The 16,373-nt window shown below is 69.0% G+C and carries 18 protein-coding genes; 7 read left to right on the forward strand and 11 right to left on the reverse strand.

All coding sequences use genetic code 11. From position 1 onward, the window contains the following. Nucleotides 1-9 precede the first annotated feature (9 nt). From ACSFBM_RS11180 to ACSFBM_RS11190, 3 genes are all read right to left on the reverse strand, one after another. Nucleotides 10-918 (reverse strand): DUF808 domain-containing protein, encoded by a 909-nt coding sequence (locus ACSFBM_RS11180; RefSeq protein WP_435484396.1) that lies wholly within the window; start codon nucleotides 916-918, stop codon nucleotides 10-12. A gap of 118 nt (nucleotides 919-1,036) precedes the next feature. Next, complete coding sequence (locus ACSFBM_RS11185; RefSeq protein ID WP_435484397.1) at nucleotides 1,037-1,720, reverse strand: PepSY-associated TM helix domain-containing protein; 684 nt, start codon at nucleotides 1,718-1,720, stop codon at nucleotides 1,037-1,039. A gap of 5 nt (nucleotides 1,721-1,725) precedes the next feature. Next, nucleotides 1,726-2,244 carry a GNAT family N-acetyltransferase gene (locus tag ACSFBM_RS11190; RefSeq protein WP_435436450.1) on the reverse strand — a complete coding sequence of 173 codons (519 nt, stop codon included), beginning with the start codon at nucleotides 2,242-2,244 and terminating at the stop codon, nucleotides 1,726-1,728. An 87-nt stretch (nucleotides 2,245-2,331) separates the two neighbouring features. Between ACSFBM_RS11190 and ACSFBM_RS11195 the strand changes: the two genes are divergently transcribed. The 3 genes from ACSFBM_RS11195 to ACSFBM_RS11205 are packed head-to-tail and all read left to right on the forward strand — an operon-like array spanning nucleotide 2,332 to nucleotide 3,073. Further along, entirely contained in the window at nucleotides 2,332-2,481 is a 150-nt protein-coding gene (locus ACSFBM_RS11195) for a hypothetical protein (RefSeq protein ID WP_435484398.1), read from the forward strand. After that, nucleotides 2,478-2,789 carry a VF530 family protein gene (locus tag ACSFBM_RS11200; protein ID WP_435484399.1) on the forward strand — a complete coding sequence of 104 codons (312 nt, stop codon included), beginning with the start codon at nucleotides 2,478-2,480 and terminating at the stop codon, nucleotides 2,787-2,789. The genes ACSFBM_RS11195 and ACSFBM_RS11200 overlap by 4 nt, the downstream gene beginning before the upstream one ends. Then, nucleotides 2,786-3,073, forward strand: coding sequence for a 2Fe-2S iron-sulfur cluster-binding protein (locus ACSFBM_RS11205; protein ID WP_435484400.1), 288 nt, complete (start codon nucleotides 2,786-2,788; stop codon nucleotides 3,071-3,073). The genes ACSFBM_RS11200 and ACSFBM_RS11205 overlap by 4 nt, the downstream gene beginning before the upstream one ends. Here the strand turns inward: ACSFBM_RS11205 and ACSFBM_RS11210 are convergent. Continuing rightward, on the reverse strand, nucleotides 3,070-4,374 hold the full coding sequence (locus tag ACSFBM_RS11210; protein ID WP_435484401.1) for an MFS transporter: 1,305 nt from the start codon (nucleotides 4,372-4,374) through the stop codon (nucleotides 3,070-3,072). The two genes, ACSFBM_RS11205 and ACSFBM_RS11210, sit on opposite strands and share 4 nt — an antisense overlap. A 108-nt stretch (nucleotides 4,375-4,482) precedes the next feature. Here ACSFBM_RS11210 and ACSFBM_RS11215 point away from each other — a divergent pair, with 108 nt between their 5' ends. Then, complete coding sequence (locus ACSFBM_RS11215) at nucleotides 4,483-5,154, forward strand: RluA family pseudouridine synthase (protein WP_435484402.1); 672 nt, start codon at nucleotides 4,483-4,485, stop codon at nucleotides 5,152-5,154. Here ACSFBM_RS11215 and ACSFBM_RS11220 read toward each other — a convergent pair. The 5 genes from ACSFBM_RS11220 to egtB all read right to left on the reverse strand — a co-directional run bounded on the left by ACSFBM_RS11220 (nucleotide 5,151) and on the right by egtB (nucleotide 9,819). Beyond that, nucleotides 5,151-5,597 carry a universal stress protein gene (locus ACSFBM_RS11220; protein ID WP_093128323.1) on the reverse strand — a complete coding sequence of 149 codons (447 nt, stop codon included), beginning with the start codon at nucleotides 5,595-5,597 and terminating at the stop codon, nucleotides 5,151-5,153. The two genes, ACSFBM_RS11215 and ACSFBM_RS11220, sit on opposite strands and share 4 nt — an antisense overlap. A gap of 150 nt (nucleotides 5,598-5,747) precedes the next feature. Then, nucleotides 5,748-6,503, reverse strand: a complete 756-nt coding sequence (locus ACSFBM_RS11225; protein ID WP_435484403.1) for a 2OG-Fe dioxygenase family protein — start codon at nucleotides 6,501-6,503, stop codon at nucleotides 5,748-5,750. Further along, a complete protein-coding gene (locus ACSFBM_RS11230; RefSeq protein WP_435436443.1) occupies nucleotides 6,500-6,784 on the reverse strand; it encodes a DUF427 domain-containing protein in 285 nt (94 codons plus the stop codon). The genes ACSFBM_RS11225 and ACSFBM_RS11230 overlap by 4 nt, the downstream gene beginning before the upstream one ends. A 756-nt stretch (nucleotides 6,785-7,540) precedes the next feature. Further along, a complete protein-coding gene (gene egtD, locus ACSFBM_RS11235; RefSeq protein WP_435484404.1) occupies nucleotides 7,541-8,560 on the reverse strand; it encodes an L-histidine N(alpha)-methyltransferase in 1,020 nt (339 codons plus the stop codon). Between the two features lie 2 nt (nucleotides 8,561-8,562). Then, nucleotides 8,563-9,819 (reverse strand): ergothioneine biosynthesis protein EgtB, encoded by a 1,257-nt coding sequence (gene egtB, locus ACSFBM_RS11240; protein ID WP_435484405.1) that lies wholly within the window; start codon nucleotides 9,817-9,819, stop codon nucleotides 8,563-8,565. 156 nt (nucleotides 9,820-9,975) lie between these two features. Between egtB and ACSFBM_RS11245 the strand changes: the two genes are divergently transcribed. Further along, nucleotides 9,976-11,322 carry an NAD(P)/FAD-dependent oxidoreductase gene (locus tag ACSFBM_RS11245; RefSeq protein WP_435484406.1) on the forward strand — a complete coding sequence of 449 codons (1,347 nt, stop codon included), beginning with the start codon at nucleotides 9,976-9,978 and terminating at the stop codon, nucleotides 11,320-11,322. A 55-nt stretch (nucleotides 11,323-11,377) separates the two neighbouring features. Here ACSFBM_RS11245 and ACSFBM_RS11250 read toward each other — a convergent pair whose 3' ends face one another. Continuing rightward, nucleotides 11,378-11,911: a thermonuclease family protein gene (locus ACSFBM_RS11250; protein ID WP_435484407.1), complete on the reverse strand. Its 534-nt coding sequence runs from the start codon at nucleotides 11,909-11,911 to the stop codon at nucleotides 11,378-11,380. 133 nt (nucleotides 11,912-12,044) lie between these two features. Here ACSFBM_RS11250 and ACSFBM_RS11255 point away from each other — a divergent pair, with 133 nt between their 5' ends. After that, nucleotides 12,045-12,524 carry a tetratricopeptide repeat protein gene (locus ACSFBM_RS11255; protein ID WP_435484408.1) on the forward strand — a complete coding sequence of 160 codons (480 nt, stop codon included), beginning with the start codon at nucleotides 12,045-12,047 and terminating at the stop codon, nucleotides 12,522-12,524. Between the two features lie 19 nt (nucleotides 12,525-12,543). On the opposite strand, the gene ACSFBM_RS11260 is transcribed toward ACSFBM_RS11255, so the two are convergent. Continuing rightward, complete coding sequence (locus tag ACSFBM_RS11260) at nucleotides 12,544-12,792, reverse strand: GlsB/YeaQ/YmgE family stress response membrane protein (protein ID WP_435484409.1); 249 nt, start codon at nucleotides 12,790-12,792, stop codon at nucleotides 12,544-12,546. 446 nt (nucleotides 12,793-13,238) lie between these two features. Here ACSFBM_RS11260 and ACSFBM_RS11265 point away from each other — a divergent pair, with 446 nt between their 5' ends. Beyond that, nucleotides 13,239-16,361: an autotransporter family protein gene (locus ACSFBM_RS11265; protein ID WP_435484410.1), complete on the forward strand. Its 3,123-nt coding sequence runs from the start codon at nucleotides 13,239-13,241 to the stop codon at nucleotides 16,359-16,361. Nucleotides 16,362-16,373: the final 12 nt, after the last annotated feature.

Below are 16,373 nucleotides of genomic sequence, written 5' to 3' on the forward strand. Positions count from 1 at the left end.
GCAGCGGGCTCAGGCCTTCTTCTTGCGCAGCTTGCCGACCAGTTCCACCACGGCCAGCACGATGGCACCGGCCACCAGGCCCACGCCGGCGTTCACGCCCATCGAGCCGAGCGTGCCGAACACGCCGCCGGTGGCCTTGGCCCAGTCTTCGACCGCATGGCCCAGCGCGGGCACGCCGTGCACCAGGATGCCGCCGCCCACGAGGAACATCGCGGCCGTGCCGGCCACCGACAGCGCCTTCATGAGCCACGGCGCCGCCCACAGGATGCCGCGGCCCAGGGCCTGCGAAGCGGCGCTCGCGCGCTGGCTCAGGTAGAGGCCCGCGTCGTCCAGCTTCACGATGCCGGCCACCAGGCCGTACACGCCGATGGTCATGATCAGCGCAATGCCGACCAGCACGCTCAACTGCGTAAGGAAGGGCTGGCCCTGCACCGTGCCCAGCGTGATGGCGATGATTTCGGCCGACAGGATGAAGTCGGTGCGCACCGCGCCCTTGATCTTGTCCTTTTCCATGGCAACCACGTCGACCGCGGTGTCGGCCACGGCTTTCTCGTGGCGCTCGGTGTCGGCGTCGTGTTCTTTCTTGTGCAGGAACTTGTGGGCCAGCTTCTCGAAGCCTTCGAAGCAGAGGAAGGCGCCGCCCACCATCAGCAGCGGCGTCACCAGCCAGGGCAGCCAGGTGCCGATGGCCAGCGCAGCGGGCACCAGGATGGCCTTGTTGACGAGCGAGCCCTTGCACACGGCCCACACGACCGGAAGCTCGCGCTCGGCCCGCACGCCGGACACCTGTTGCGCATTGAGCGCAAGGTCGTCGCCCAGCACGCCGGCCGTCTTCTTGGCGGCCACCTTGGTGAGGATCGACACGTCGTCGAGAACGGTCGCAATGTCGTCGAGCAGCAGGAGCAGGCTGGTGGCCATGGGCAATGTAGGGGGACTGAAAAGAAGCGGCGAGCTTATCCGCAGCCGCCCCGCACCCCTGGAATACCCGTACGCGGCCGCCCTGAACGGGCGCCGGAAAACGTGCTTTATGCCCGGATCAGAGCGCGCTCAGCGCAATCGCCAGCATGGCGGCCAGCGAGGCGCCGAACAGCGCCAGACCCACGCGGCGGCGACGATGCGTGAGCATCCACAAAGCCACGCCCGAGAGCGACAGGAAGATCAGGCTGCCGGCCAGCGTGTCGACCAGCAGGATCCAGGGCAGCGGCATGCCGCCGCCCTTGTGCATGCTGGTGAGCGTGGCGACAAAGCCGTTGTGCGTGGTGGCCACACCGACGGAGCGGTTGCCCTGCCAGTACTCGGCCTGCACCGTTTCGTTGGGCCCGCCGAAACTGAACACCCAGTGGGCCGGCTGCATGAGGGCGGGGGCGCTCTTGTCGCTCTTGTCGGCCCAGGCCACCGGTTTGGCCGGCTCGATGCGCGACGAGTTGGGCGGCCCGCTCATGCGCAGCGCGCCCTGCAGCCACTGGCTCATGGCCTCGGGCGTTTCGGGCACCGGGTCGGGCAGCGCCAGCTGGGCGCGCGTGCGCTCCTGCGCCTGCGGCAGCTTCAGCACGTTGCGGTGGTTGAGCCAGATGCCGCTGAACCCGAACAGCAGCCCCAGCACCGCGCCCCACAGGCCGAACCAGCCGTGGGTGCGACGGATCCACTGCACGAGGCTCGTGCGGCGCCGGTGGGCGCGCACGCGCGCGGCGTGGTCGAGGGGGGTGCCGTCGGCGTGCATGCCGGTCAGGCGACGGTGCGCTTGAGGCGGATTTCTTCGACGCGCACCGAGCCCATGGCGGTCGTCTTGGCGGTCTTCATCTCGCGCTTGAAGCCGGCGAGTTCATGGAAGCGCAGGGCGCGGTCGTTGCGAATGGGCACCCACACGGTGACCGTGGTGCAGCCCTCTTCTTCGAGGCCTTCGCGCGCGGCGTCCCACAGGGCCACGCCCACGCCCTTGCCCCAATGCTCGGGCTTGACGTAGATGGCCCAGATTTCGCCGGTCGTGGGCGGCGTCTTGGGGTCGCGCGAGCGGTCGTAGCCCACGAAACCGACGATTTCGCTGCCCAGCACGGCCACGCGCACCTGCGGTTCGCTGTATTCGATGGCTTCGCGCCACTTGGCCTCGCGCGAGGCCGGGGCCAGCACGGGCAGTTCTTCTTCGGGGAGGATGCCTTGGTAGGCCGCCTTGGCGGCCAGGGCATGGACTTCGGCGACGGACTTGGCGTCGCGCAGGGTAGCGGGTCGAACTTCGTAATCTGACATGAATGCGGGGAATCGGATGGAACCGCGTATTGTCGCCGCACCGCTAAACTGCTTGTTGCATCCGTCGTAACAACAGGAGAAATCGACATGGCCAAAGGTCAACAACGCGCCACCAAGGAAGCGAAGAAACCGAAAAAGGACACTTCGCCACCCAAGCCCGTGGGCACCGGCGGCATCGAGCCCGTGCGCACGATCACGACCGCCGTGATCCCCCGCGGCAAGCTCAAGAACAAGTGACGGACGAAGCGCCAGCACCGGCGCCCGCAGTCAAGAAGGCCCAGCCGCGCAACCCGCTGCACGGGCTCACGCTGGAGGCCATCGTCACGGCGCTGGCCGATCACTACGGATGGGAGCACCTGGGCGAGCTCGTTCCCATCCGTTGTTTCGCGATCGACCCGAGCGTGGGCTCCAGCCTCAAGTTCCTGCGCAAGACGCCGTGGGCGCGCGAGAAGGTCGAGAGCCTCTATCTCTTCATGCTGCGCGAGCAACGCCGCGAACAGCAGCAACAGCAACCCCCACAACCGGATCAGCCGCCGCAGCCATGAAGGTTCGACTCGAGCCGTCGGGCCTCGCGTTCGACGCCGAGGCCGGCACCACGCTGCTGAAAGCCGCCGAAGCGGCCGGCATCGAGCTGCCGAGCTCGTGCCGCAACGGCACCTGCCGCACCTGCATCTGCCGGCGGCTGTCGGGCGAAACCCGCCACACCATCGAATGGCCCGGCCTGAGTGCCGACGAAAAGGACGAAGGCTGGATCCTGCCCTGCGTGGCCGAGGCCGTCAGCGAGCTCTCGCTGGACGCGCCGCTCGCGCGATCGCTGTTCGCCGACTAGGGTCGCGCGACAGGCGCGGCCACCACCAGCCGGTCGCGCTGCGCCAGCGAGGGGAACAGCTTGAACCAGGTGATGGCGACCAGCATCGTGCCCACGCCGCCCACCACGACCGAGCCGACCGGACCCAGCAGCGCCGCCGTGGCGCCCGACTCGAACTCGCCCAGCTGGTTGCTCGCGCCGATGAAGATCGAATTGACCGCGCTCACCCGCCCGCGCATGCCGTCGGGCGTTTCCAGTTGCACCAGCGTCTGGCGGATCACGACGTTGACCATGTCCGCGCCGCCCGAAACCGCGAGTGCGACCAGCGACACGACGAAGCTCTTCGAGATGCCGAACACCACCATGCACAGCCCGAACAGCGCGATGGCGATCAGCAGCGTGCGCCCCACGTGGCGTTCCACCGGCCGGCGCGTGAGCACGATCGACATCACCAGCGCGCCCACGGCCGGCGCGCCGCGCAGCAGCCCGAGCCCCCAGGGGCCGGTGTGCAGGATGTCCTTGGCATAGATCGGCAGCAGCGCCACCGCGCCGCCCAGCAGCACCGCGAACAGGTCGAGCGAGACCGCGCCGAGCACGGGCTTGCGCTTCCAGATGAAATCGACGCCCGCGAACACCGTGGCCAGCGTCACCGGCTCGCGCGCGGCCGGCGTGTAGGCATAGCGCAGGCGCAGCACCAGCACACATGCGACGACGAAGCACGCCACGCTGGCCCCGTAGACCACCGCCATGCCCGCCACGAACAGCAGGCCGCCCAGGGCAGGCCCGCCGATGATCGCGCCCTGCATGCCGGCCGAGCTGAAGGCCATCGCACGCGCCAGCATCGTCGGCGGCACCAGCAGCGGCGTGAGCGCCTGCTGCGCGGGCATCTGGAAGGCGCGCACCGCGCCCAGCACCAGCGACAGCCCCAGCAGCAGGCCGCGGGTGTCGTGCTTTTCCATCACCGCCAGCAGCAGCACCAGCGCCACCAGACCCTGCACCGCGAAGCAGGCGGCCACGATGCGCCCGCGGTGGTGGCGGTCGACGATGTGGCCGGCCAGCAAGGCCAGCAGCAGCGCGGGCACGAACTGGTAGAGGCCGACCAGGCCCAGGTCCCAGGCGCTGCCGGTGAGGTCGTACATGTGCCAGCCGATGGCCACCAGCAGCATCTGCGAGGCGGCGGTGCCGAACAGGCGCGCCGTCCACATCTGCATGAACGGACGTTCGCGCGTCAGGTCGGAAAAGCTGGGGGGAGAGACGGTGCCGGGCGCCGAAGCGGCGGTGGCACCTGGGGAGGAAGTGGAGGCGGAAGCGGGGCCGGACATTCGTTCGAGGATAGCCGAGGCTTCATGAGCGGGCGGTGAGGGCACCGCAACGGCCCTTCAAGCCCCTCTGCCAGGGCCTTGGCGGGCTCTCTACACTCGACGGCTCCCATGACCGCGCCGTCGCCTCCCTGCCCTGCTCTTCCCCCCGTTCACGAAGACTCGTACCTGCTCGTGTTCGACAAGCCAGCCGGCCTGCTGTGCGTGCCCGGCCGCGGCGAGGACAAGCAGGACTGCCTGAGCGCGCGCGCCATGCAGCGGTGGCCCGACGCGCTGATCGTGCATCGGCTCGACATGGGCACCAGCGGCCTGGTGGTGATGGCGCGCGGCCTTGCCATGCAGCGCGCGCTGAGCGCGGCCTTTGCCGAGCGGCGGGTGCACAAGCGCTATGAAGCCGTCGTCGACGGTGCGATGCCGATGCGCGAAGACTGGTCGCTGATCGACGCGCCGCTGATGGCCGACTGGCCGCGCCGCCCGCTGCAGAAGGTCGACCCGGCGGGCAAGCCGAGCCTCACGCGGTGGAAGGCGGTTTCTTCTTCGTCAGAGGGGGAAGCCACGGCAACGCATGTGATGCTGGAGCCCATGACCGGCCGCACGCACCAGCTGCGCGTGCACCTGCTGTCGATCGGCCACCCGATCCTGGGCGATGCGCTGTACGCCGATGCCGCGGTGCAGGCCCGCGCGCCGCGCCTGCTGCTGCATGCGAGCGAACTGGGCTTCGTGCACCCGGTGACGCAGCAGGACCTTCGCTTCGAGCGGCCGGCCGATTTCGCGCCCGGTTAGTTGAAGCCGCCCTTGACCACCAGCACGGGCATGTTCGCGTCCTGCAGCACGCGCTGCGTGACGCTGCCCAGCAGCAGTTTCTCGATGCCGCTGCGGCCGTGCGAGCCCATCACGATCAGGTCGGCTGCGATGGCAATGGCCGTGTCGACGATGCCTTCGTGCACCACGTGGCCGTCGATCACGCGCTGGTCGCTGTGCAGGCCTTCGGCTGCGAGGGCAGCCACGCCGCGTGCAAGTGCCGCATTGGCACTCGCGGTGGCAGCGGCGAGGTATTCGTTCTGGCCGAGCGCATAGTCCGCGCCCACGCCAATGAAGGGATAGTTGTCGATCACGTGAATCAGCGTGATGCGGCTCCCAAATGCCAATGCGAGGCCGCTGGCCTTGCTGACGGCGAGCATGGAAGTTTCGGAGCCGTCGATCGGAACCAGGATGTGATTGAACATGGCGGGACCTCGCTTTCGTTCGCAGACAGACACGGCCTCTAAAAGGCACAAGAGACCGGGACTCGAATTTAACCTCTGTTGCCCGACCGGACTGTAGGACTCCGGCCAGCAACGGCGACGCGCTTGCGCGCGTTCGCCTTACGCGGGTTTTCAGCTTCCCTGGAAGCCCTGGGCGCGGCAGGTGATCACGAGCGTGTCGCGCCAGCCTTCGCCGCCCTCTTCCAGCGGCTGGATCGGCGTGGATTCATGGATCACGCGCGCGTCGTCGAGCACCAGCAGGCTCCACGGCTCGGTCATGGTGAAACGCTCGCCGCGACGGCCGTTGGCCTCGAACACGCGCGTCTCGCCGCCCTTGATGCCGTGGCGGCCAACCAGCGCGACCGCGACCAGGTCGACGCCGTCGCGGTGCGCGCCTTCGGGCGTCGGGCGACCGATGCCGCCGGCGGTGTCGATGCGGAACTGGTGCGCTTCCACGTACCAGCGTTGCGGTGCGCCGCGCATGTCGCTGCTGGCCTTGCCGAGCTGCTGCAGCAGCCGCTGCCACACGGGCTGCGCCACCGTGGCCTCGCGCATCGGCGCGAACCAGCGCTGCATGCCGCCGTGCAGCGCGTTGTATTCGACCGGCTGCCAGTGCGCGCGATGCGGCACCTGCGCCAGCGTGGCGTGGTCGTCGGCCTCGACGGTGAAGCAGGCATGGCGCCGCGTGCGGTAGTGCCCGCCGTCCTTCAGGTACTCGTCGGGCGGCAGGTCGTTCCAGTCGGCGTGCAGTGCCTCGAGTTGCGCGAGCGGCACGCCCAGCCATTCGCCGACGCCCTGCGGGCTCAGCACCGCGTAGCCCTGCTCGCGCAGTGCGGCGGGGAGTTCGGCAGGGGCGATGAACGGGGGGGTGAAAGCCGCTGTGGTCACTGCGCGCTGACCTTCACGTCCTTCCAGAACGCCACGCGGTCGCGGACTTCTTCGGCTTCGGGCTTCGGGTCGGCGTAGTACCAGGCGGCGTCGGTGTTGAGTTCGCCGTTGACCAGCAGCGAGTAGTAGCTCGCGGTGCCCTTCCAGGGGCAGGTGGTCTTGTGGTTGCTGAAGGTCACGTGATCACGATGGAGCGAACTCATCGGGAAGTAGTGGTTGCCTTCGACGAGCACGGTGTCGTCGCTTTCGGCGATGGTGACGCCGTTCCAGGTTGCTTTCATGATCTTGGTCTCCAGAGGGAGGGTTGCGGGCGCTGGCCGTTGCGCTGCCGCACGGGGCAGGGGTATTGTGCCGCTGCTTCGGCGGAGCCCGCCTTCGTTGCCGTATCTACCCTGTTTGGGGTGGTTTATTTTCCGGGGCCGGGTCTCGCCCCGGCGGGCGACTTACTTTCTTTGCTTCGCCAAAGAAAGTAAGCAAAGAAAGGCGACCCCTGCTGGCTGCGTCCCTTCGCTTCGCTGCGGGCAACCTGCGGTGCTCACGTTTCGCGGGGTCTCGCCCAAACTCGCTTCGCTCAAACAAGGGCAAGCCCTGATCCGCGAAACGCTGCGCTCCTCGGCGCATCCAGAAGGGGTTGGGATACCGAAACGCCATCGCTGCGCTCGGCTCCAAACAGCCAACAGCCAGCAGCCAGCAGCCAGCAGCCAGCAGCCAGCAGCCAAGACTGCAGATCCGATACCCAACCGCCGCAGGCGCTCAGCGCCTGCGGCGGCTTGGTGGCCGAGCGAAGCAATGGCCCGATAGGTCTCCACCCCCTCTGGCTGCGCCGAGGAGCGCAGTGTTTCGCGGATCAGGGCTCGCAGCTGTTTGAGCGAAGCGAGTTCTGCGAGACCCCGCGAAACGCGAGCACCGCAGGTTGCCCGTAGCGAAGCGAAGGGGTCGCAGACAGTGGGGTCGCCTTTTCTTTGCTTACTTTCTTTTGGCGAAGCAAAAGAAAGTAAGTCGCCCGCCGGGGCGAGTCCCGGCCCCGAAACCCAAAACTAGGCAGCCAACCAATGAACGCTGAAGAGCCTCTCAGGATCCGTCCAAACAGCCCCAGGCCGAAACCCCGCACGAGTAGCCAACGCACGCAGTCCCTCGACAGTGAACTTGTGCGAGTACTCCGTATGAATGGTCTCCCCCTCCTCGAACCCGAACCGTTCCCCATTCAACGAAACGCTCTGAGCCCGCCGGCTCACCAGGTGCATCTCGATCCGCCGCCGTGGCGCGTTGTAGAACGCCGCATGCGCGAACCCGTCCACATCGAAGTCGGCATCGAGCTCCGCATTCGCCCGACGCAGCAGGTTGAGGTTGAACTCCCCCGTCACCCCTTGCGCATCGTTGTAGGCCGCGTGCAGCCGCGCCGGATCCTTCACCAGGTCGACGCCGATCAGCAGCCCGCCGCCACGCAGCATCCGGGCCGCGAGCTGCAGAAAAGCCAGTGCCTCGTCGGGCTCGAAATTTCCGATCGTCGAACCGGGAAAGAACCCGACCCTGCGCCCAGAACCCGCCATCGGCGCAGGCAGCACCAAAGGCATCGTGTAGTCCGCCGCAATGGGCTGCACGACGAGCGCCGGATAGTCGGCCTTCAGCCGTTGCGCGGCCGCCTCCAGATGCTCGCCCGAAATATCGATGGGCAGGTAGCGCTTCGGCGAATCGAGCGCATCGAGCAGCAGCCGCACTTTCGTGAGCGACCCCGCCCCGAATTCGACGATCTCGGCATTCGGCCCGACCTGCTGCGCGATCTCGCCCGCGCATTCGCCCAGGATGCGCAGTTCGGTGCGCGTCGGGTAGTACTCGGGCAAATCGCAGATGCGGTCGAACAATTGCGACCCCGCAACGTCGTAGAAGAACTTCGGCGAGATGCTGCGCGGCGAGCGCGAGAGGCCCTCCTGCATCTCGCGCCCGAATTCGGACAGCGGGGCAGTCGCCTCCGCAACCGAAGCGCGCGGCTTTGTTGGCGAAGGCCCGCTGGCAGGCACGAACGACACCGAAGACGACGAAGAAGTTGGATTGCGCATGATCAAAGGTCTTTCGCGAGCCGCAGCCCCGAGAACTGCCAGCGCGCGGCCGGCGGAAAGAAGTTGCGGTAGCTCGCTCGCGTGTGCCCGGCCGGCGTGGCGACGCTGCCTCCGCGCAACACCAGCTGCCCCACCATGAACTTGCCGTTGTATTCGGCCGCGATACCGGGCATGGGACGAAAGCCGGGGTACGGGTCGTACGACGACCGTGTCCACTGCCAGACATGCCCCGCCATCTGCGTGATGCCGGGCGCGTCGAAGGCGGCCTCCCATTCGAACTCGGTCGGCAGGCGCGCACCGGCCCATTCGGCATAGGCGGCAGCCTCGTAGAAGCTCAGCTGCGAGACGGGCGCCTCGGCCTCCATCGGCCGCACCCCGTGCAGGCCAAACACGTGCCAGCTGGCGGCACCCTGCGACTGCGCACCCAGGCCCAGCCGCGGATCGTTGCTCGCGAGCCAGTACGCCGGATGCCGCCAGCCGTTCGCCTGCACCGCGGCCCATCCGTCGGACAGCCACAGCTCGGGCCGCTGGTAGCCGCCGTCGGCAATGAACTGCGCGTAGTCCCCGCAGTTCACCAGCCGGTCGGCGATGGCGTGCGGCTGCACCAGCGCCTTGTGCCGCGGCGTCTCGTTGTCGAAACAAAATTCCTGCCGCCCCGCGAACCCCACCTCGACCACGCCGCCGGGCTGCGCGATCCAGCGCATGGCGGGCGGCACCGCGGCCAGCCGCAGCGCCGGGCCGCTCGCGGGCTTGTACGCCGGCAGCAGCGGGTTGCACGACAGCGCATGCAGGATGTCGGTCAGCAGCAGCTCCTGGTGCTGCTGCTCGTGGTTCAGTCCGAGCGTGACGATGGGCTCGATGGTGGCCCAGTCGAGCCCTCCCGTTTCCAGCAATGCCACCACCGCCTCGTCCACATGGCGGCGGTAGGCATGCACCTCGTCCGCCGACGGTCGCGTGAGCAGGCCGCGCTGCGGGCGCGGATGGCGCGGCCCCAACGCCTCGTAGTAGGAGTTGAAGAGATAGTGAAAACGCAGGTCGAACGGCGTGTAGCCCGTTGCGTGCGGTTGCAGCAGCACCGTCTCGAAGAACCACGTCGTGTGCGCCAGGTGCCACTTGGTCGGGCTCGCGTCGGGCATGGACTGGATGCACTGGTCTTCGGCGGAAAGCGGTTCGGCAAGCGCCAGGCTCGTGGCACGCACCTCGCGGAACTTGTCGCGCAGTGCGCTTGCCGCCGGTGTGATCGGCCGGGAAAGCGTCATGGGGTCTCCAGTCGGGTCAGCCGCAAGTTGTAGCCCATCCCGGTTACGGCGGTGCGTAGGACAAGGCCCCGCAGGTCCGCAGCCAGGAAGTCGGCGGGCAGCCACTGTGGCACAAGATGCCGGGGCGCGCAGGACGCGCTGCGTATCATCCGTCGGATGCAAACGACCAACCCCTCGGGCAGGCCCCAAGTCGTCATCGTCGGCTGCGGATTCGGCGGACTCGAAGCCGCGCGCAAGCTGCAAAAAGCCGACGTCGATGTGACGGTGATCGACAAGACCAACCACCATCTGTTCCAGCCCCTGCTCTACCAGGTGGCGACCGCCGGGCTCGCCGCGCCCTCCATCGCGGCGCCGGTGCGCTCGCTGTTTCGCAAGCAGCCGAACATCACGACGCTGCTGGGCGAAGTGAGCGGCATCGATCCCGCCACGCGCACCGTGCACCTGGCGCATGGCGCCCGCGTGGCCTACGACCACCTCGTCGTTGCGGCCGGTGCCACGCACAGCTACTTCGGGCACGACGAATGGGCGAGCGTGGCACCCGGGCTGAAGACGCTGGCCGATGCCTTCGAGATCCGCCGCCGCGTGCTGCTGTCGTTCGAGGCCGCCGAGATCACCACCGACCCCGCGCGCCGCCGCGCCCTGCTCACCTTCGTGGTGATCGGCGCCGGCCCCACGGGCGTGGAAATGGCCGGCACGCTGGCCGAGATCGCCAAGCACACGCTGTCGGGCGAGTTCCGCCACATCGACCCGAGCAGCTCGCAGGTGCTGCTGGTGGAGGGCGGCCCGCGCGTGCTGCAGGCCATGCCCGAATCGCTGAGCCAGAAGGCGCTGGAGCAATTGGAAAAACTGGGCGTCGAGGTGCGGCTGAACGCGCGCGTGACCGCCATCGACCCGACCGGGCTCGAAGTGCAGACCGGTGGTGGCGCAGACGGTGCGCCCGTCACCAGCTACCGAATCGATAGCAGCTGCGTGGTCTGGGCGGCCGGCGTGGCCGCCTCGCCGCTGGGCCGCATGCTCGGCGCGGCCACAGGCGTCGAATGCGACCGCGCCGGGCGCATCAAGGTCGCGCCCGACCTGAGCCTGGCCGGCCACCCCGAGATCAGCGTGGTGGGCGACCTGGCCGCGGCCATGAGCCATGCGCCCGGCAAGCCGCCCAAGCCGGTGCCCGGCGTGTCGCCCGGCGCCAAGCAGATGGGGCGCGCCGCGGCCGCGAACATCCTGCGGCGCATCGCGGGCCAGCCGACGGTGCCGTTCCGCTATGCGGACTACGGCAACCTGGCCACCATCGGCCGCAACTCGGCCGTGGTCGACCTGGGCACGCCCTTCGGCCCGCTGCGCTTCAGCGGCCGGCTCGCGTGGCTGTTCTGGCTGTTCGCGCACGCGTACTTCCTGATCGGGTTCCGCAACCGCATCGTCGTGATGATGGACTGGGCCGGCGCCTACTGGAGCTTCCGGCGCAACGCGCGCGTGGTGGCCGACGTGCAGGGCAAGAGCGAGTCCTGACGGCCACGCGCGGCCCGGGGTGGGCGGCGTCTGTCGAAGCCGCTGCCCCGCCCGCTCAGAAGAAGCTGCCCCAGTGCGGTTGCTCGTTGCGGTGTTGCTTGCGCCAGTCCCAGGGCGGGGTGGGCTTTGCATCGGCCCACAGGCCCAGGCGCCGCGCCCGCGCGCTGTCCTGCAGCTTGAACAGGCCGCCGCCGCGCTTGGTGGCGATGTGGTCGTAGTCGTACACCCAGGCCCAGCCTTGGGACACCATGCGGCTGCCGGCGTCCTCGCCGTTGCAGTCGACGTCGGCCACCGTGCGGCCGTAGCGGTCGGTGTCGATCTCGGTGATGCGCGCCTTCACCTGGAAGCAGATGTCGCTCAGCGCCTGCTTGCTGCGCCGGCCGTAGGGCTGCGACCATTCGGGTGCGTCGATGGCCGCGATGCGCACCTTCACGCGCTCGTAGGCGCCCGCGCGGCCGCAGCGGGCGGTGAGCGTATCGCCGTCGCTGATGCCGACGACGAGGCAGGTGCGGGGAGCGGCCTGGGAGAAGAGAGGAAAAGCCAGAAGGCTGAAAAGACAGAAGGCGGAAGGGAGCGCGCGAAAGTGCATGAAAGAGCAAGAGATAGGCAGAATGGCCGCCGGATCGAGGCTAAGTCATCCGCGCACCGCAGGCGCTCGGTACACAGACTTTTTCCTTTGTCCCTCTTTCTTTCCGCCGGTGCTTCGAAGGAGACCCCGCACCATGCAAGAACCGACCAACGACGACTGGTTTCTCGCGGCCAACGACGCATGGGATGCCGGCGCGCACAAGAAGGCGCTTTCGCTGTTCCTGAAGGCGGCGGCGGCGGGCGAGACCCATGCGCTCAACAGCGTGGGCTACTTTCTGGACCACGGCATCGGCGTGAAGAAGGATGCCGCGGCCGCGCGCGAGTGGTACCGCAAGGCCGCCCGGGCCGGCGACATCGCGGGCTGCGCCAACCTGGCGATCTGTTACCGCGACGAAGGCAACTTCCGCTGGGCCCGCTTCTGGTTCGAACGCGCCTATGCGCGCGGCGACGACGATGCCGCGCTGGAACTGGGGCGGCTCTTCCTCTGGGAAGGCCCCAACCAGAACCACCGCAAGGTCGTCGACTACCTGAGCAAGGCCGCAGCCTCCCCGTGCATCAGCGCGGAGGGCAAGAAGGACGCGGGCACGCTGCTGAAGTCGCTGGCGCGCAAGTAAGCACTGGGCTCCTGCGTGCTCAGGCGCGCTTGGTCACCATCCCGTAGATCACCAGCACCACGATGGCGCCCAGCACGGACGCAATGAACCCGGCGCCTGTGCCTGCCGCGTACCAACCCATCGCCTGACCCAGATAGGTGGCGATCAGCGAGCCCGCAATGCCCAGCAGGGTGGTCCAGATGAAACCGAGCGTTTGCCGCCCCGGCAACACCGCGCGTGCGACCAGACCTGCCAAAAAGCCAATGATGATCGTCCAGATCAGCGACATGAAAATTCCTTGAAAAAAAGCAGCGGGGACTCCGCTGCCAAGACCATCGAACATTCCGGGCACGCACCCGGCTGCATTCGATGGTGCGTGCGGCACCGCCGCGGCGCTGTAGGAAGCCGCCGCTTGGCCGCATCGCGCGTGCGCCGACGCGCGGGGCTTTGGGTTTGGCGCCCGTAGTACTTTGAGCCTATAGCCGAAACATCCGTTACGCCCTGAAGCAGTTCAGGTTGAACTCGGCAAAGCGCGTGCCCCCCGGGCACCGGGGCTACACAACACACCCGCACACGGCATGCGGGAGGTACCGCCTATCAGGCATACCGCCGATTCCTACGCGTACTTACATTTTTCACTTGAATTCTGGAAGTTACGTGACGTGCAGGCGCAGTTCAATGCCGCCGCACGTGGGCGCCTGCCCCCATCAGGTATCGAAGCAACAGGTTGAGGCCATGAACAATATCTATCGAAGTCTGTGGAATTCCACGCATGGCGCCGGGGTGGCCATCGACGAAGCTTTGCGCGGTCACGCGCAGTCTTCCCGCAGCGTCCGCAAGGGCAGCAACCTGGGTGCGATCGCCACGGCGGCGGCACTGCTGTGCGCCGGGCCTGCCATGGCGGCAGGCGGCGTGGGCGGCCAACCTGCGGGCGTTGCGCTGCTGCATGCGGGCGCCGGCGGCAGCGACGGCAACGGCGGCAGCGGCGCGCTCAACGATGCGAGCGTCAACGCGAGCGGCGGCAACGGCGGTTCGTCGACCCCCGCCGGCGTCACGGCGGGGAGCAACGCGAACACCGGCACGTTCGCCGGGGCCACGGCGGGCACGGGCGGTGCGGCGGGCACCACCAGCAACATCGTCGGCCCGGGCGCGTTCCAGGGTGCGAACGGCAGCGCCGGCCAGTCGCAGACCGGCGACGCGCTCAACGGCAATGGCTACGGCGGCGGCGGGGGCGGCGGCTTCCAGGGCGCGTCGATCCCCAACAACCTCAGCGGGTCCACCGACAGCCACACGGGCGGCGCCGGCGGCGCGGGCGGCCAGGGCTATTGGGCCGCGGGCGGCGGCGGTGCGGGCGGCTACGGCGCCATCCTCAATGCGCCGCTGGTCAGCTACACGTCATCAGGGCCAGCCATCGGCGGTGCGGGCGGCGCCGGCGGCGACGCCTTCTCGCAAGCCGGCGGCGGCGGCAGCGGCGGCGGCGGCTTTTTCGTGAACGCCGCCACGCAGGGGCTGGCATTCACCAACCTGTGCACCATTGCCGGGGGCGCGGGCGGTGCCGGCGGCACCAACCTGCTGCCGAGCCAGCTCAACGCATCGGGCGGCGGCGGCGGGGCGGGCGGCATCGGTCTCACGCTGGTCGGCAGCACCATTGCCGCGCACAACGCCGGCGTGATCTCGGGCGGGGCCGGCGGCGCGGGCGGAAACGGCGGCGGTGGCGCCACCGGCACGGGCGCACCAGGCGCGGGCGGCGACGGCGGCGTGGGCCTGTCGTCCACGGGCACCGCGGCCACCATCGCCAACACCGGCAGCATCACGGGCGGTGCCGGCGGCGCCGGCGGGCTCGCCAACAACGGCGGCCCCAACGGTGCGAACGGCGCGGGCGGTGCCGGTGTGCTGGGCTCGAACCTGACGGTAACGAACACCGGCACCATCTCGGGCGGGCTGGGCGGCGACGGCGTCACCCGCGCGTCGGCCGTTGAATTCACTGCCGGCGGCAACAGTCTCACACTGAGCCCGGGCGGCGTCCTCGTCGGCGCGATCGCCATCGATCCCGGCGCCACCGCCAGCGTGATCGCCGGGGCCAACGGCCTGAGCGTGCCCAACGCGCTGATCCTGGGCGGCACCGGCACCATCGACACCAACGGCAACAGCCTGAGCTGGACGGGGCCCATCTCCGGCGCAAGCGATCTGGTGAAGGCCGGCGCAGGCGTGCTGACGGTGAGCGGCGCCAACACCAACAGCGGCGCCACCAACGTCGCGGCCGGCACCTTGCGCGCCGGCGTGGTCAACACTTTCAGCAGCGCGAGCGCCTTCAACGTGGCCTCTGGCGCCACGCTGGACCTGGCCGGCAACAGCCAGACCGTGGCGTCCGTCACCAACAGCGGCGTCGTGTCGCTGGTGGGCAGCGCCCCTGGCACCACCCTCACGGTCAACGGCCCGTGGGTGGGCAACGGCGGCACGCTGCGCCTGGGCACCGTGCTGGGCAACAGCAGCAGCGTGAGCGACCGGCTGGTGCTCAGCGGGGGCACCGCCATTGCCAGCGGCACCACCAACGTGCAGATCGTCAACCTGGGCGGCCTGGGTGCGCTCACCGCCGGCAACGGCATCGAGGTGATCAGCGCCATCAACGGCGCCACCACCACGGCGCAGACCACCCGCAACGCCTTCACCCTGTCGGGTGGCCACGTCGATGCCGGTGCCTACGAGTACCGCCTGTACGCAGCCGATGCCAGCGGCGCGGGCGAGAACTGGTACCTGCGCTCGACCACCACCGTCGCGCCGCCAGGCGGCGCCACTGGCGCAGACCCAGGTACAACCACCGGCACCGGCACCTCGCTCAACGCCGGCGCGGGCACCACGGGCACAGCCGCTGCGGGGATCGTCGTTCCCACCTACCGCGCCGAAGTGCCGCTCTACGCCGCGCTGCCCGAACAGTTCCGCCAGGCCAGCCTGGCGATGCTGGGCAACCTGCACCAGCGCGTGGGCGACGACGGCCCGAGCGGCGCCAACACCTCGTCGCCGGAACAGGGCTACCGCCAGGCCTGGGGACGCATCATCAGCACCGACCGCACCATCTCGCAGGCCGGCACCGTCAGCCCCACCAGCGAAGGGCGCCTCACCGGCTTCCAGGCCGGCACCGACCTGTGGGCCGACCCGAACTGGCGCGTGGGCGTGTACGTGGGCCAGCTCGACGGCGACATGCGCGTGACGGGCTTCGCCAGCGGCGTGCAGAACCTCGCCGTCGGCTCCAACGACCTGCGCAGCCAGTTCTTCGGCGCGTACGCCACCTGGAAGAACGACGGCGGCCTGTACGTCGATGGCGTGCTGCAGGCCGGGCGTCATCGCTACACCGTGTCCCCGACCCTCAGCTTCGGCAGCTCGGGCAAGGGCGACAGCCTGCTGGCCTCCGTCGAGGTGGGCCAGGCCTTCGCCATTGCGCCGAACTGGACCATCGAGCCGCAGCTGCAACTGGTGCACCAGCGCGTGAGCCTGGACGACAACAGCATCGCCGGCGCCCTGGTGCAGCAGAACAGCCACGACGGCTGGCTGCTGCGCGCGGGCGTGCGGGTCAAGGGCGAGATCGCGACGGGCGCCGGCCTGCTGCAGCCCTACGTGCGCTTCAACGTGTACCGCAGCGGCAGCGGCACGGACATCACCCGCTTCGTCGGCCCGGCGGCCTCCACCGACATCGCCACGCGCACGGGTGGCACCAGCACTGAGCTGGCGGCCGGCGGCACGCTGCAGCTCACCGAGAGCACGAGCATGTATGCGGAGCTGGGCAAGCTGTGGGCCTCGGGCGGCGACACGCGAACGAAAGGCGGCTTGCAGGCGAGCCTGGGCGTGAAAGTGCGCTGGTGAGCGAGTGCGCTG

Origin of the sequence: Variovorax pasteuri (assembly GCF_051216435.1) — a bacterium.
GTDB lineage: Bacteria > Pseudomonadota > Gammaproteobacteria > Burkholderiales > Burkholderiaceae_C > Variovorax.